Consider the following 15,811-nt stretch of genomic DNA (forward strand, 5'->3'; position numbering starts at 1 on the left):
TTTCTATCCTTTACTTTTCTGGATTTTTATCAACCTTACCTTGCCAATGCCATAAAGCTCGAGACTTCTCTTAACGTTCTTAAGGGCGACCTTACTAAAGAAAGGTATGTTTAGCTTGTTAGATGATTCACTAATAATACTAAATATTACCTCATATTTCCGTGCGTCTGGCTTCTGCCCTACGGGGACAAATTGCTCCGAAGGCGGTAGTATATCATTTACTGATTTCCTGAAATTTTCATCACTAAGCATGAGCTGCGCAGACACAAGCCCTTGATTGAATAAATGACTTAAAACAGACGATCCGCCGTACTTTTTTACATGGTATAAACGAGAACTATTGTAATCAAATAGATCACAAAACTCTATCTTACTATGTCCACCTCCATACGGTATATTTTTTGCATCCATAAGCGTCAACCCATTAATACGTGCTACTCTTTCGTTGTACGAATTTTCAGAAGAATCCTCTATTGCAAAGGGCGGCAAAATTTCCTCTTCCTCCACTATTGATAAATATTCTTGATTAATAAGTTTAGCAAAGTTTGTTTCAACACAATACCACTTTGAATTATTAAGTATATAAATCCCGTTATGCTCATCCCTTACCTCAGCATAGACGCAAGACCAAGCTGACCATCTCCTAAACTCCTGGTTATTACTATCGTTGAGTGCGGCAATTTTCTGCTTTTTTAGAGTATCAAGGTCAACTTCTTTGCCACGACTATGCAAACTATCAAGTAGATTATCTAGATCTAAATCATCGCCAAAAGAATTCACATCTCCAATAAATAAAAACCCTTTGACATCACTCCAATCAATAATTTCAGGGATCGCTAGCCATACAGTGCCATGCTCTTCAGAGTTTAGCTTACTAATTAAAATATCATTTAAAGAGCTAACTTTTATAGGGTCTTTTACTTCGGCTACTTGATCAATCCAATCGAAATTATCTTTATAGACACTGAGCTTTGAAGCAAGAAAATAAGCACGAAGTTTATCGTTAAGGTTAGATATATTAACTCTAGCTGATATATGAAGAGAATCTTTACCCGTTATTATTGACCCGTAGTCTTGATTTAAGCATTTTCCAGTAACTGCGCGTACTAAATCCTGCTCTATATCTATACCAAAATCTGCTGCCTCACTAGCAACAATAACCTGCTCTCGGGCCTGTTTTGGAAATAACCCCACACTACTCTTGTCAATACTGCGAATAGAGTCAGCTTTTATTAAGTTTAATGTGGTCATTAGACCAAACCTCTCTTCATAGCAACCCGGCTTTAACAACTGCCAACCTCCCAATCCAAATGCTACCGCAAACTTACGATATTGTGCTGTTTGAATTTTTACATTTACAATTAAAACAGCACTAACGTATGCCGTATAAAGATCAAAATCCAGATTATCAGCAATCTCCCTGCCAAAAAAGTCATAAAGCCAACTGGGTGGCTTAGGCCTAGAATTACTATAGTAAAGCGTAGCATCGTCATCGATAGATATATTTTTAATTGACGACGGATCGTCAAAGATGTCTGCTATATCTTCAATTCCGTCCTTTATAAGATATACTGATAGTTTGTTCGTTTTTAGTTCTGCTGTCATACTTCAATCTCTCCAGAAATTAGTTTTAGTAAAAGTGCGTCACGAATATTCACGAGAGAATTAGTCTCAAATAAATTAGTTTTTATTTGGTCAATTACTGACGTAAATTCTGATGTCATCTCTTCAATATTTGGCGGCACTATAACCTCAGCCTGTTTTAGATGCTTTCGTTGAATATGACCCATAGTTGTAGCTTTTGATTTAGCAATTAATATAAACTGATCTAGGTGATATTTTGTCCAATAGTAATATAGCCATTCAGGATATTTATCTGAGGTGACTTTAAACAGGTGTTGATTAAGCGCACCATCTCCACCACTCCAAAACCTAACCATCAACGTACCAGACCACGAGAACAACAAATCACCATCGCGTATGATATACTCTTCCGGAATATTAGCACTGGCGATATCAGTAGAGTCCGTTATTCCACTGGACATCTCTCGAATTTTTATTACAGGAAGAGTTGGTTGTCCATTGATTTTTGGATATTTTTGCATAGCTAAACCATTCAAGAAATTAGCTATTTCATCAAGTGGTTTTTTATCCCAGCTCCTCGCCTCAGGATTATCAACAAAATAATGGCGAAATAGGGTTTGGCCGAGCTGCTCGAGGGTTTCGTTCATGCGGCGGTTGAGCTCGATTTTTTCATCAAGGCTGCTGAGGATATCGGCAATTTTCTTTTGTTGGTAGAGTGGCGGCAGATTAAGTTCCATATTAGGCACCGCTTTGACCGATAAGTGCATTACCGTACTTCCATTACTATGTGCTAGCATATACTCTCGAGCAATTGGAGACTTTAGATAATAAAAAAGGTACCTAGGATCGACGACTTCTGTATCTGTCGCTATTATTTTTGACAGATCCAACGAAAAACAAGCACTTCTGCCTATATTCGGCATAATTATAGGACTACCAATGATTTCACGATTCTGGGTAAGATCTGTGTTTGCTATCAGGATGTCGCCAGGCTCAACATATTGCGATGGCTTTATTTGTCCTGCGTAATATTTTATGCCATCAGCATTATATCCCCCGCCCCTAGCAACAGACTTTAGGTTAACAAAAGCAATTCCATTTTCTGAATTAGAATAATCGGCACTTCTATATGAAATACCTTTGATAATCTCTGCAACCTCACCAAGTAGGATCATTTTTGTCATTTTTTTATTGCCCTTTCGGTAGCCTCGTCCGCGTTCGCATAATCAGACGCGAGTCTGTCGCGTTCAGTTTTTAATTTATCTTCAAGAAAGTTATGCCTACACTCAACGTCTGCAAATATATCACTCCACTTTCTGACGTAGATTTTACAATTATCCTTTGAAAATATTAACCCTTTTTCTTTTTCCCCATGCCCTTTATTGGTGTCGATTTCACCCTCTATATAGCCTGATGTATCATATCTATTACCAATAAGCATAAAATCCCAGTAAGTATTATCACCATTAAATCGAGGATCTGAGAATATTGTTCGCTGATATCTCTTAATTTGAGACACTTCGTCCTCTCCAAGCAAAACAGAAGGTCTCTTAAGCTCTATTACTAAATTATTGATTCGGTTATTCTCAAGACTTTGTCTACACAAGAATAAGTCCATCTCCTTATTTTTATCTGGTGATTCCATACTCACGCTTTGTTTTTTGCCACCATGCAATATATATAGATATTCTGACAATGCTTTTTCAAACTTAACTTCAGTACTGGAAACAAGGTTATATTCCTCTCCAAAAACCCAAAAATTATGATCCAAAACTCTTTGTACATGATCAACCTCGCGAGAATTGAAGTCGTTACTAAAAACTATCGCTTTTAGAGCATCAATTGTAACATAACGATCTTGGATCATCTTAATGGTTTGAATTATGGCATCTAATTTATTCACCTTTAATAGATCCGCTAATTGCTTCTGCTCTTGAGCGTCAAGCCGCACAACAGCATCAATTATAGTGTACACTTGATCACGCTGGTTCGAGTCCAGAAGTGCGTTCAGAAGGTGTACAAAAGTCTTTTTCTGCTCTATATTTGAAGCACTTTCACCAAATATTTTTGGCTGGATCTGATAAATACCTTTTATAAGAGCTTTTAGTTCGTTATTGCGGGGAATTTCCCAGCTATTATTGACCTCAGGGATGACATTATCTTTTTCATACCGATCAACGAGATCATCTGCCATCTTTTGGAGATGAGGACTACGCATACGACGCAGGTATTCATTCATCTCGGAAATGACATATTTAAATTCTTCGTCTTGCTTACTATTAAACTTTTGCTCTTTATTTTGTAGAGGGCTTTGGTCATGACTGATTTTATCCTCGTATGAGAACATGTCAAAATAATCACTTTTTATATATACACTGTGATAAAATTTATCGCCTTTATTGTTCAGTAGGGTTGTAGATTTATAGTTCTCCTTGCCAGTTGAATCTATTAGATAATATCGCGAGAATTCTTTATTTAGTTTTTTCTTCCACTGAATATACTTAACATCAAAGCGAGTTGATGTTGCATCGTGAATAATCTTCTCATCCCTTTCATCAGCTATCATTTCTCTATAGTCAATAGGGCTACCATTAATAGATATAGAGAACATCTTATCTTTGAACAATCCTAAAAACCAACAGAATTCCTGTAACAGGTATTGTTTTACGGTAGTCTCAATGTTACCCGAAGACAGCTCGCGTATCCCCTCAAATGTAACCTTTGTTGACGTCCCCTGCTCATATGGTATTTCAGAAACAGGCGAATGAGCACCCGTATAACTATGCAAATCATCAGACTTGATTTCTATATCATATTTATAAAGCTTACTGCTTTTTTCATATACCGTTGTCCATCGTGCAATATTTGCAAACGTAAAAAAAGTAAGTCGACCCACTCCATTTTTGCCATGCACCAAAGAATGATGCCTGGAGTCTGTCTTATTTAGCGCCTTTTCCGATTCATGAAAAGGCTTAAACTTCACAGACAATAAACCCTGAGGTATTCCACTTCCATTATCTGCTATAGTAATACTTCTTAACGATCCTAACTCATTTTCTTCGTAGCTAATGTCTATACTAGTTGCACCTGCGTCAAATCCATTCCAAATATATTCGGCGATTGATTCCTGTGGCGAATAAGCACTTAATATAGATTTAACTCCGTCTCCACCAAGCTGAATCTCGTCCGAAACAATTGCTTCTGCTAGACTATCTTTTAATACTGTACTGTTAGTCATTTTTATATGATTCTTTTATTCTTTTTAGGTTTATAGAGATAGATTTTTCTAGCTCGCGGCTCCTCGCAAACTGCCCTTCAAGCTCGGCTGTCAACCTAGCAAATTTCTCGGCAAACGGCTCATCGTCTTCCTCGGCCTCTTCAACACCAACGTAACGACCGGGTGTCAACACATATTCATGCTGCTTGATTTCTTCTAGATTAGCGACTTTACAGAAACCCGGCTGGTCAGTGTAATCCGCACTGGCGGTTTTATAATCATGATATGTCTTCGCCACCCGAGCAATGTCTTCTGCGGTTAGTTCACGGTTACGACGGGTGACCATCTTGCCCAAATTACGCCCATCGATGAACAGCACTTTGCCGTGGCGGTTCGCCCGGTTGCGCGACACAAACCACAGACAGCATGGTATAGCGACATTAAAAAACAACTGACTCGGCAATGTGACGATAGTGTCAACCATATTATTGAGTATTAATTGCTTGCGAATATCACCTTCGCCACCGGTTTGGCTACTCATGCTCCCATTTGCCAACACAAAGCCTGCCGTACCGCGCGGGCTCAAATGGTAAATCATGTGTTGAATCCAGGCAAAGTTAGCATTACCCTTTGGCGGTAGACCATATTTCCAGCGCGGGTCAGCCTGCAAGTGTTCTTGACCCCAATCGCTAATGTTAAACGGCGGATTGGCCAAGATATAATCAGCTTTCAGGTCGAGAAGCTGGTCATCCACCAGGGTGTCGCCGCGTTTGATATTCGCGTCAATTCCCCGAATTGCCATATTCATTTTAGCGAGTCGCCAAGTCGTTTCGTTCAGTTCCTGGCCATACACCGCGATATCGCTAACGCGGCCTGCGTGCTCCTCGACAAACTTCTCACTCCAGACGAACATACCGCCGCTACCGCAACACGGGTCATACACACGCCCGCTGTATGGCTCAAGCATTTCTACCAGCAGCTTAACGATGGAGCGCGGCGTGTAGAATTCACCGCCATGCTTACCCTCACTATCAGCAAACATACCCATAAAGTATTCGTAGACTTGACCAAGCAAATCTTTGGAACTGGCAGTATCAAATTTGATATTTGTAAATAAATCGATGAGTTCACCCAAGCGACGCTTATCTAGAGCTTCACGAGCATAATTTTTCGGCAAAACACCCTTCAAACTTGGATTGTCGCGTTCAATTGCCTCCATGGCGCTGTCAACTAGTACGCCAATTTCTGGCTGCTTGGCACTCGCCACCAGGTGCTCCCAACGAGCCTCCTTGGGAATCCAAAAAACATTCTCCGCCAAATACCAATCCCGGTCCTCAGGATCATAATTCTCATCAATCGCTGCCTGATATCGCACCGAAAACGCATCTGAAACATATTTTAGAAAAATCAGCCCCAACACGACATATTTATAATCCGACGAGCTGATGTTGCCCCGTAATTTATCCGCCGTAGCCCATAGCTGCCTTTCAAGATCCCTCATATTCATACGTGTAATTATATCAGATTCGGGGGTCGTTTACTGTGAATGTATCAGGCCCTTGTAGCTAGTTTTCGTGACAATAATATGATCATTAAGCGTAATGCCAAGTAGTTTCCCCGCTTCCGCCAGCCTGTTCGTGACATCTTTATCAGCCTGACTCGCCTCCAAGCTCCCGCTCGGATGATTATGCGCCACGATGATGCTGGCCGCACGGTCGGCAATGGCGTCGGCGAAAACCTCGCGCGGGTGTACCAGGCTGGCGGTCAGCGTACCAATGGTCACTACCCGTTTAGTAATCAAACGATTCGCGCCATCCAGCGTCAAGCAGACAAAATATTCCTGCTTTTTGTCGCGAATGTCAGACAGCAACTCAACCGCTTTTTCTGGGCTGTCAATAATTGGCTGGTCACTATCCAGCAAATACCGCCGCGCCAGCTCCAAACTCGCCAGAATAACTGGGATTTTCGCTTCACCCAATCCAACCACGCTACGTAGATCATCATACGAAATATCGCCGCCTTTTTGACGTACGATTTTCAGCACTTCGCGCGCAATTTTACCGACATCGGCCCGAGCATTACCGCTGCCGATAATCGCCATCAACAGCTCCAAATCACTCAGTCGCGCCGTACCGTAACGCGCCAACTTTTCACGCGGCCGGTCCAGCGGATGACGGTCAGAGATCCTCATATAGACAGTATAGCAAGCACCCTAACTAAACTAAAGTTGCCAAGCCGCACGCATACCTACTGTTCAATCGGCTTTGTTAATTCAACATTGATAGAGATTTTATCAACATTAAACATCTCCGCTAGTTCGTGCATGAGCCGTATTTTTTGATTCGTATTTGTTGCTACGTCAACCACAAGCCCTGTGTCGTGAATCTTTACGGAATTAAAAAATCTTTTAGAATCATTACTGATCCAATTTTTCGTCTTTTCGCTGTTCATAATCTGATCAGTAAAATCAGGGTTCTCGTCGTACAGATACTCGCAATAGACGCCAAGAATTTGCGACCAGCTCGTTACCGGATACGAATCGTCACCGATATAGAATATTTTTACCACTGCTCCTGTAAAATCAATATCGTCGAAGATATTAACTTTTGTGTCGAGTACCGGCGGTTCAAATGTACTTGTTGGTAACGGCCAAATACTAATTATTCTATCAATCCACCACTGCTGACGTTCCAGTATAGTCTTCTCATTCCAGGTACTATATTTAGCAACAGTCCTATTAATCTTAAGCGGACTATCGGCAAACCCATTCGGCATATTACATTTCTCCTGGAAACTCTTATTTGAGTATTCGGAGTTATAACCGGTTAGCGTTAAATTTGCTAGTCCATGCAAATAGATGCCATGAATCTCATCGGCACGTTCGCCGAGCTCACTCCGCCAAGCTTTGGTTATAGTCTGCGGCATAATGTGCTCAATCGTTAAATGTAGCTCTTTGTTGTAAATCTGCCTTAGCAACGACACGTCCTTAGACTCATCGTCAACCGCAGTTAACAGATACATGACATTGGAAGAGCGCTGATTGTAGGTGAAGTTCGCCTTTATTGCCATCTCTATTTCATTATTTCGGGGCAATCGGATCCGCCCGTTTTTCGAAAGTACGGTGTATTTCAGTACTTCGAGATATGCAGCATTGTCCTGTTCAACAATTGACAATATGCTTCTGTGCAATCCGGCAAAATAGCTGTCTAAGCCTGTTGCCGATAAGTTAACGACTATACGTCGTGAAAAGTAGACACGTAGCACATCAAATACCTCGGTAATTTCATCATCTGACAAATATCCAGCTTGCCAATATTTCATGACTGATACGGCATACGGGAAGAACGCTTCAATCCTCAGATAACGCATTGTAAATGCCACCGAACTAAGTTTTGTAAATTCATTATTTTCGTCTATGCCAAACTTTAGAAAGCGATAGTATTTTAATATTCTCAAAATCTCGCCGTAAAATTCGTCAAGTGATTCGTATGACTGGTCATTAGAAATACTTTTAGCGAATACTCTTTTGAATTCCGGGTATACTTTATCGGTATTCACGACCGATTGGTTCTTGGCAATCAAATAGACGCGGAAGAAGTCGGTAATATCATCACGCTGCGGATCGGTTAGGTATGTTTCAATATACTGCCAATAGTTAGTCAAAACATAATCTTGTTTTTCGGAGGTGCGCAACATTAACGAGAAGTTTCGGATTTTGTCGCCATCTGTCAACGGTTTGCCGGTTGAATTGATACTCTCAAAGACTTTTTGCGGATTATCATCGTCTTTGTCTAGAATAATCGTGACAATCTCGAAGTTATCAAGCGTATCAATATATTGTTCTAAATGATCACGATTTCTAAAGTAGTCGTAGAATTGGAGGTAGGATTTATACAAATTACTTTTCTTCTCATATTCTGTCAGTTCTGCCTGGCTAAATATTTTCTCAAATATTTTATTGTCGGTGGTCACTGCCCGAAGCTTAATCCGATTTTCCTCCGAATCATATTGTTTTGCATATCTGTTATATAAATATTCGTCCTTGATTTGCTCGGCTACCAGTCTAAGCTTTTCAGGTGACTCTAACGCTAAATGGTAAATTGCAGTGATCATCAGCAAAACTGTCGTTGCACGCTGCTGACCGTCGATAATGATACTTCGGTCGCCGTCGTTGATATACACGATACTGCCGAAATAATGCTTTTTATCTCCACGCTTCACCTCTTCAAGGTCGTCTAAAAACATTTGGACATTATCGGCTGTCCAAGAATAAGGGCGTTGAAAATTAGGTATCTCAAAGAATTTGTTTGGCGTATATAAGAATAATTTAATGTTAGTTTGCAGCGCTTTCATATATCTAATTATACTACTTCATTGCTGCTTCTTTAGGCGATGTGTTTACTAAACTTTCACTGACTGTCGGCCGCGCACCACGCACATCGCCACTACAAACATGCCAACCAGCCGCGATACTAATGAGCTGTCGTCTGCACTTGATTGAGTTGTTGTCGTGAATTCTTCCTCCGGATTGAGCTGGCTGTCGTCCGGCCATAGGCCAGGAGATGGGCGGCTTTTTACGACCAAAACATTGTCACTCACGGCACTCATTTCGCTATTATAACCGTAACTGTCAACCGCCAAATCATTCTGTTCGTCCACTTCAGATTCTACCGCCTCAGACACTTCAGCAGCAGCAAGTTCTGCTTGCGCTTCAGACAAATCGACGACTGACTCTATGCCACTAGTATCCATAGTTATAGTTTCAACTTCAGCATCCAGACACAACAAATCGCTTTTTTCCGATGCTTTCATAACTATATTGTCACGCTCCTCGCGAGGCATGATGCGCTCCTCTAAAATTTCCACTACTGGCTCATCCAGCTCAACATCAGGTATTAGCTCAACAGCTGGCGAGATAGGAATAACTATCTGCTCTACTGGCTCATAATCATTGGTGACTTCAGGAACTGATACCGCCTTAGAATTGTCCAATTGCCCCGCGGAATCCATATCAACACTAATCTCGTCGTCCACAGAGGGTTTCAAATCATCGACTTCTTCACGCACCGTAGTTGCCTCCATTGATAGCGCAATCGTCACCATTTCAGCCGAAGATACGTTCAACTCTACTGATGACGGCGCTTGTTGTTCGACAAAAAACACCATATCCTCCTCAGCCCAAGCTTCGTTGTCCTCGCCATATTCAACGATATCTTGAGCTGATAATGACACAATCACCGGCTGATCAGGCTGCTCTTTCGCTGGAATTGATGCGGCCGCATTAACCATCTTTTCAGTAGATGTCTCGTTTGTTTCGTATTCCGCCGACACATTAACGGCGTCCTCTTGCTCCTGATATGGCGACACATTAGATGCGGTTGGAATTACATGCTTGGGCTGTTCGACATCAACGCCATCGGTCGATTCGACAAAATTATTATAATCCGGCGCCGCATCTATACTAATCTCGCTAGGTTGAGCGTCTGTTGATGCTTTCGTACCAGAATTATCAATTGGCCCCGTGGTCGCAGATTCATCCGCCCTTACTGCGTCAAATCGCGCTGCCAGGTGTTGCTGCTCGGAAACTGGCGTAGCACTTTCATCATTTTCTGCTGCTCGGCTCGGCTCAAAATTGGCTGATTTTGACCCTGTTATAACAAAAACTTTTTCTTTTTGGCGTTCAATTGATGGTGTTTTTACACTTGATGGCGCAGTAGTTTCATCGCCATCATATGTATTTTCCACAACACTATCGACGGGTTTACCTTCGCCAGACAAGAAGTTAGCAGTTTCATTTTTTGGCAAAGTATTATTCTCGTTAGCGGTTTGAGTATCCTCGCTTGCCCCCGGCGATGACGACACAGTTTTCGTTTGCGTTTGCGTCGGTATGTCTGAAGATTCGAATGCTGGCTGCTCACTTTCTTTATCTACTGCGTCAGAGATAATAGCAGGAGTTTGCTGTTTTATTTCTATTGACGGACGATTTTCCTCTGTTGGTTCGGTAAAATACTCCTCGCCAGATGTATTGACGGACACTTCGCTAACAATTTCTGGCTGGGCTTCTCTAATCTCATCAACATCATCAGCGGCATCTTCCATAACAATTGCTGATTCCAAAAACAATTGTTCCGCCTCCTTAATATCCGCAGGTTCGTCTGGAGATTCTGTTGTTTCACTAGTCGGGATTTCATCACCTTGATTCGGCGGCGCAACCTGCTCAATTAGTTTATCCGTCTTATCGTCACTTGTTTCAGTGATATCTGCATTTGTTGAATCCGCCCCGCTATCAGGATTAGCGTAACCCGCCACGACAATACCGTCATCGTCGTCACTCAGCAAATCTCTTAAATATGATTCGCGTTCTGGCGCTGGCTGCAAATTTTCATTAGCAAAATTGCGCATACGTAAAATCGGACAGTCGTCGCGTGCTGCGCAACTAGCACAAGCTGCGCTCGCCACACCTTGACATATTGCTGCCCTTCGCTCATCACTCATCTGGTTTTCCGACGAGTTAATCTCGCTTTTGCCGGCAAGCGATAATGCGTCAACCGGCGTCAGCACTTTTGAATTACCTTGGCTGCTCGCATCGCTCATCGCGGTGTCAAGCTTTTCTTTGCCGCCAGCCACCGCTACCAAGTCAAGCTTACCAGCTGCTTCGTCTGTACCAATATTTACTTCTTCACCAATATCATCAATGCCAGACGAAAAATCCTCACCGCCAGCGCCGCTCCTCAACGACAAAAATACATCAAAACCACCGCCGTTGTTGTCAGCAACGGCTGTCGACGCCAATCCCAATTCAGCCGTCGCCACCCTGCTCATTGCTCAAAAAATGTCTCCGTTGAAATATGTGATTCGTCGACGCCAGCGGCGGTTAGTTTTTGCCAAACATCGCGTACAAATGGCAAGCTGCCACAAACCAGAAAGTGCGCATTACTCGGCACTTCGCTCACAATCTTCGCCACCTCAAACCGCCCGTTATGCCAGCAGTCTGTTTCCTCAACCTGCTGGCGAGTACTAAACTTGTTGACCTGAATGGATGAGGCTGACAGCTCCTCCGAGAACACCATATATTCTGGCGATTTTTGACTCAAATAGAGAAAGGTCGGCTGCTTGGCATCCGCCAAAATGCTCCAAATCGGACTCAGCCCGCACCCCGCCGCGATGCCAACCAACGGCCGCTCAGTTTGCGGATTGAAATCGCCGTACGCTCGGCTAATGTGCAGCGTATCGCTAACGCGGCGCGAACACAAATAGCTGGAGAATTCACCGCCAACATTTTTGACGGTAATTGACATCAGTTCCTCATGCGGACGCGAAGAAATACTATAGGCCTTGCCTTCGCGCACCTGGCTGCCCTCGATAAACACCGTGATATATTGCCCCGCCATAAAGTCAAACGGCCGCACGAAATACAGTGTCGTCACCTCAGGATTTTCCTGGCGCACCCGCACAATTTCTACAGTTAGTGAATCACGCATTCCTCGACATACCTTTCCATTATGTTTTGGGCGGCCCTGAACTCCTCGTCGGTAAAGGTGTGAAACCCGGCAAACTTCGGGCTAATCGTCGTGCCAGTGCGAAAATGCTGCAAGGCAAAGCGTTTAGCGCCTTTGACCAACTCGCCAATCTTTTCAAAATCCGCCACCTCCAGCTGCTCGCGGACGATCGTCGTCCGAAATTCATGGCCAATTCCCGAATCAATCATCAGCCGAACATTGTCTTTGATAGCCTCCAGATCAATCGGCCGCGCTGCAATCTCCACGTATTTTTCTAGCGGCCCCTTGACGTCCATAGCGATAAAGTCAATCGTCCCCTCCTCGACCATGCCGCGTACTATATCCGGATGCGTGCCATTAGTATCCAGCTTGACATCAAAACCAAGATTCTTGATCATCCGGCACAGCACCGGCAAATCCTCATTGACCGTCGGCTCGCCGCCAGAAATCACCACGCCGTCTAGCCGACCAACACGCGATTTCAAGAAAATCATCGCCTCCTCAACCGGGATGCTGGGCGCTAACCGCTCAGGCAATACCAACTCAGGGTTGTGACAGTAGCCGCAGCGCATATTACAGCCAGAGAGAAACAGCGCTGCCGCCACGTGCCCCGGATAGTCCACCAGCGACAGCTTCTGAATCCCGCCAATCGCCACCTTAAGCTGGGACAGCGACGGCGCAAGCTCGCTGGTGTTCGGCGGCATCGTCATAATGCTCCCTCATGTCAAATTCAGCTTGTTTGCCATTGTTCCACTGAGCAACCGGACGCAAGAAACCAACTACCCGCGAGTAAACCTCAGTCGCTTCGCCGCAATTCGGACACTCTGGATGCTCGCCGACGATATAGCCGTGATTGGTGCAAATCGAGAAGCTTGGCGTAAAGGTAAAGTACGGCAATTTGTAATTTTCACAAATCGTTTTGACCAGTTTCTTCAGCGTCTGCGGATCGTCCATGCGCTCACCGAGGAAGAAGTGAATCACCGTGCCGCCCGTGTATTTAGTCTGCAAATTATCCTGCAAATCCATCAACTCAAACAAGTCGTCGGTGTAATTGACCGGCAAGTGGCTGGAGTTGGTGTAGAACGGATGCTTAACTGCCGCGCCCAAGCCATTGGCAAAGTGCGCTCGGTCAGGGAAGCTGGCCTTGTCGAGCTGCGCCAAGCGGTAGGTCGTGCCTTCAGCTGGCGTCGCCTCCAGGTTGTAATTATTGCCCGTTTCTTTCTGATATTCCACCAAGCGGTCACGCATGAAATCAAGCGTTTTCTCGGCAAACGCCTTACCCTTTTCAGTGCCAATGTCAACGCCCAGCAAATTCAACGCTGCTTCATTGGTACCGATCAAACCGATGGTCGAGAAGTGATTTTTCCAGTACTCGTTGAAGCGCTTTTTAATATCGCGCAGATAAAACTTGGTGTACGGATACAGACTGATGTCCGAATCAGTCAGCTGCTCCAGCACCTTGCGTTTGGTCTCCAGGCTGTCGCGCGCCATATCCATCAGCTCGCCCAAGCCCTTGAAAAACTCTTTCTCGTTCTTCGATTTCAGCGCTAATCGCGGCAAGTTGATCGTCACCACACCAATTGAGCCGGTCATCGGATTCGAGCCAAACAACCCGCCGCCGCGATACTCCAGCTGGCGATTATCGATGCGCAAGCGACAACACATTGAGCGCGCATCCTCTGGATCCATGTCGGAATTGATGAAATTCGAGAAATACGGAATGCCGTATTTGGCGCTAGCTTCCCAAAGATTTTCAATGACCGGATTATCCCAGTTGAAATCTTTAGTAATATTGACCGTCGGAATCGGGAAGGTAAAGACCCGGCCGTTGGCGTCGCCCTCAGACAGCACCTCCAGCAGCGCCTTATTAAGCATGTTCATCTCTTCTTGATAATCGCCGTAGTTGGTGTCCTGCATCTCGCCGCCGATGATCACCGGATTGCCGGCCATATGCTTCGGGCATTCCAGATCAAGCGTGATGTTGGTAAACGGCGTCTGGAAACCAACCCGCGTTGGCACGTTAACGTTAAAGACGAATTCTTGCAGCGCTTGCTTAACCTCGTCATAGCTCAGCTTGTCAGCGCGAATGAACGGCGCTAAGAGTGTGTCAAAATCGGAGAACGCCTGGGCACCAGCCGCCTCGCCCTGCAGGGTGTAGAAAAAATTGACCACTTGCCCAAGAGCTGAACGGAAATGCTTGGCCGGCTTGGAAGCAACTTTGTTTTTAACGCCAGTGAAACCTTGGCGCAGTAAATCCATCAGATCCCAACCGACACAGTAGACACTCAGTAAATTGAGGTCGTGAATATGCAAATCACCCTCTTTGTGCGCCCGGCCGATTTTCGGCGAATAAATCTTATCCAGCCAGTAGGTCTTGGTAATTTCCGCCGAAACGTAGTTATTCAGGCCCTGCAAACTATAGCCCATGTTGGAATTTTCTTTGACTTTCCAGTCTAGATTATTGACGTATTTATCGATCAAATCGACGTGCGCATTGGACGTAATTTCACGCAATTTTTTGTGCTGGTCACGGTAGATGATGTAAGCCTTGGCAGTTTTCTTAAACTTAGAATCAATCAAGGTATCCTCGACAATGTCCTGGATATCCTCGACGCCCGGCAAGCGTTTTTGGTTGCGGGTTTCTAGTACCGCTAGCACCTTGTCGGTCAGTTTGACGGCCTGTTTGGCGTCAAACTCGCCGGTCTCCAGGCCCGCCTTCTCGATGGCCTTTTCAATTTTTTTACGGTCAAATTTGACTGTGCGACCGTCGCGTTTTTTGATTGATTTATACATACCCCTCCTTATTCTGGCAACAACAAACCAGCCCCAACCTCCCCGAGGGGCTCGTGTTGCAAAAAACGTTATTTATTTTCTAAAACACCATATCTAGTGCTTAATATAGAATATACACGCGATATATAGCGTTTGTCAACGAAAATACATTGTATTATTTACATATGAGAGGCGGAAGTATTTGTTTCCTCTGATAACGCCAAAATGTCGCAGTGAATCATATCAATAATCTCTGCCTGAGTCAGCCGTTCGCCAATTCGCCGCTCGCCTGGCACACCCAAAACGTCCTGATCTTTCCACCACTGGCGCATCTCCGATTCGCCAAATTCATGAGCGTTTGGCTTAGTGGCGTGGCGGCGCACCGTTTCCTCAAATGATATGTCAAAATAATAAATCAGTTTTTCGCCCTGAAAATCATCCAGCAGCCGACGCAGCATCGCGCCGTATTTTTTATTGCTCAAAATACCTTCCAGAATCACCGTATAACCAACGTTATTGCCGTACATACATAGATCATAAATCAGCTGAATCGCCGGGTTGCTTTCACTGTCTTTCACGCGAAGCATCTCCCGCCGCACCACATCCTGCGATACCAACATCGTGCCGTAGCCTAGCTGACGCTGGAGCAAGCGCGCCGTACTGGTTTTACCGCAACCAGAATTACCACGGAGAATGATTAGTGGATGAGAGGCTGTCACGTACGCTCCAACAAATCATA

11 protein-coding genes are annotated in these 15,811 nt (G+C 44.2%); all 11 read right to left on the bottom strand.

Going from position 1 to position 15,811, the window contains the following annotated elements; genetic code table 11:
* Positions 1–3: 3 nt before the first annotated feature.
* A complete protein-coding gene (locus tag NLML1_RS04185) occupies positions 4–1,605 on the bottom strand; it encodes a TIGR04141 family sporadically distributed protein (RefSeq protein ID WP_285441526.1) in 1,602 nt (533 codons plus the stop codon).
* Complete coding sequence (locus NLML1_RS04190) at positions 1,602–2,768, bottom strand: restriction endonuclease subunit S (RefSeq protein ID WP_285441527.1); 1,167 nt, start codon at positions 2,766–2,768, stop codon at positions 1,602–1,604. The genes NLML1_RS04185 and NLML1_RS04190 overlap by 4 nt, the downstream gene beginning before the upstream one ends.
* Positions 2,765–4,822, bottom strand: coding sequence for an ATP-binding protein (locus NLML1_RS04195; RefSeq protein WP_285441528.1), 2,058 nt, complete (start codon positions 4,820–4,822; stop codon positions 2,765–2,767). The genes NLML1_RS04190 and NLML1_RS04195 overlap by 4 nt, the downstream gene beginning before the upstream one ends.
* Positions 4,815–6,308 carry a class I SAM-dependent DNA methyltransferase gene (locus NLML1_RS04200; protein WP_285441529.1) on the bottom strand — a complete coding sequence of 498 codons (1,494 nt, stop codon included), beginning with the start codon at positions 6,306–6,308 and terminating at the stop codon, positions 4,815–4,817. The genes NLML1_RS04195 and NLML1_RS04200 overlap by 8 nt, the downstream gene beginning before the upstream one ends.
* A gap of 30 nt (positions 6,309–6,338) precedes the next feature.
* Complete coding sequence (gene radC, locus NLML1_RS04205) at positions 6,339–6,992, bottom strand: RadC family protein (RefSeq protein WP_285441530.1); 654 nt, start codon at positions 6,990–6,992, stop codon at positions 6,339–6,341.
* A 56-nt stretch (positions 6,993–7,048) separates the two neighbouring features.
* Complete coding sequence (locus tag NLML1_RS04210) at positions 7,049–9,154, bottom strand: DUF262 domain-containing protein (protein WP_285441531.1); 2,106 nt, start codon at positions 9,152–9,154, stop codon at positions 7,049–7,051.
* Positions 9,155–9,202: 48 nt separating this feature from the next.
* On the bottom strand, positions 9,203–11,623 hold the full coding sequence (locus tag NLML1_RS04215; protein WP_285441532.1) for a Rad2 family DNA repair protein: 2,421 nt from the start codon (positions 11,621–11,623) through the stop codon (positions 9,203–9,205).
* The gene (locus tag NLML1_RS04220) at positions 11,620–12,282 is read right to left on the bottom strand and encodes a ferredoxin--NADP reductase (protein WP_285441533.1); all 663 of its coding nucleotides are present in this window, start codon (positions 12,280–12,282) and stop codon (positions 11,620–11,622) included. Before NLML1_RS04220 ends, NLML1_RS04215 begins: the two co-directional genes overlap by 4 nt.
* Complete coding sequence (locus tag NLML1_RS04225; RefSeq protein ID WP_285441534.1) at positions 12,267–13,010, bottom strand: anaerobic ribonucleoside-triphosphate reductase activating protein; 744 nt, start codon at positions 13,008–13,010, stop codon at positions 12,267–12,269. Before NLML1_RS04225 ends, NLML1_RS04220 begins: the two co-directional genes overlap by 16 nt.
* Positions 12,958–15,093 (bottom strand): ribonucleoside triphosphate reductase, encoded by a 2,136-nt coding sequence (locus NLML1_RS04230; protein ID WP_285441535.1) that lies wholly within the window; start codon positions 15,091–15,093, stop codon positions 12,958–12,960. The genes NLML1_RS04225 and NLML1_RS04230 overlap by 53 nt, the downstream gene beginning before the upstream one ends.
* A gap of 158 nt (positions 15,094–15,251) precedes the next feature.
* Positions 15,252–15,791 (bottom strand): kinase, encoded by a 540-nt coding sequence (locus tag NLML1_RS04235; RefSeq protein WP_285441536.1) that lies wholly within the window; start codon positions 15,789–15,791, stop codon positions 15,252–15,254.
* Between the last annotated feature and the right edge of the window lie 20 nt (positions 15,792–15,811).

The organism is Candidatus Nanosynbacter lyticus (assembly GCF_030253515.1).
GTDB lineage: Bacteria > Patescibacteriota > Saccharimonadia > Saccharimonadales > Saccharimonadaceae > Nanosynbacter > Nanosynbacter lyticus_A.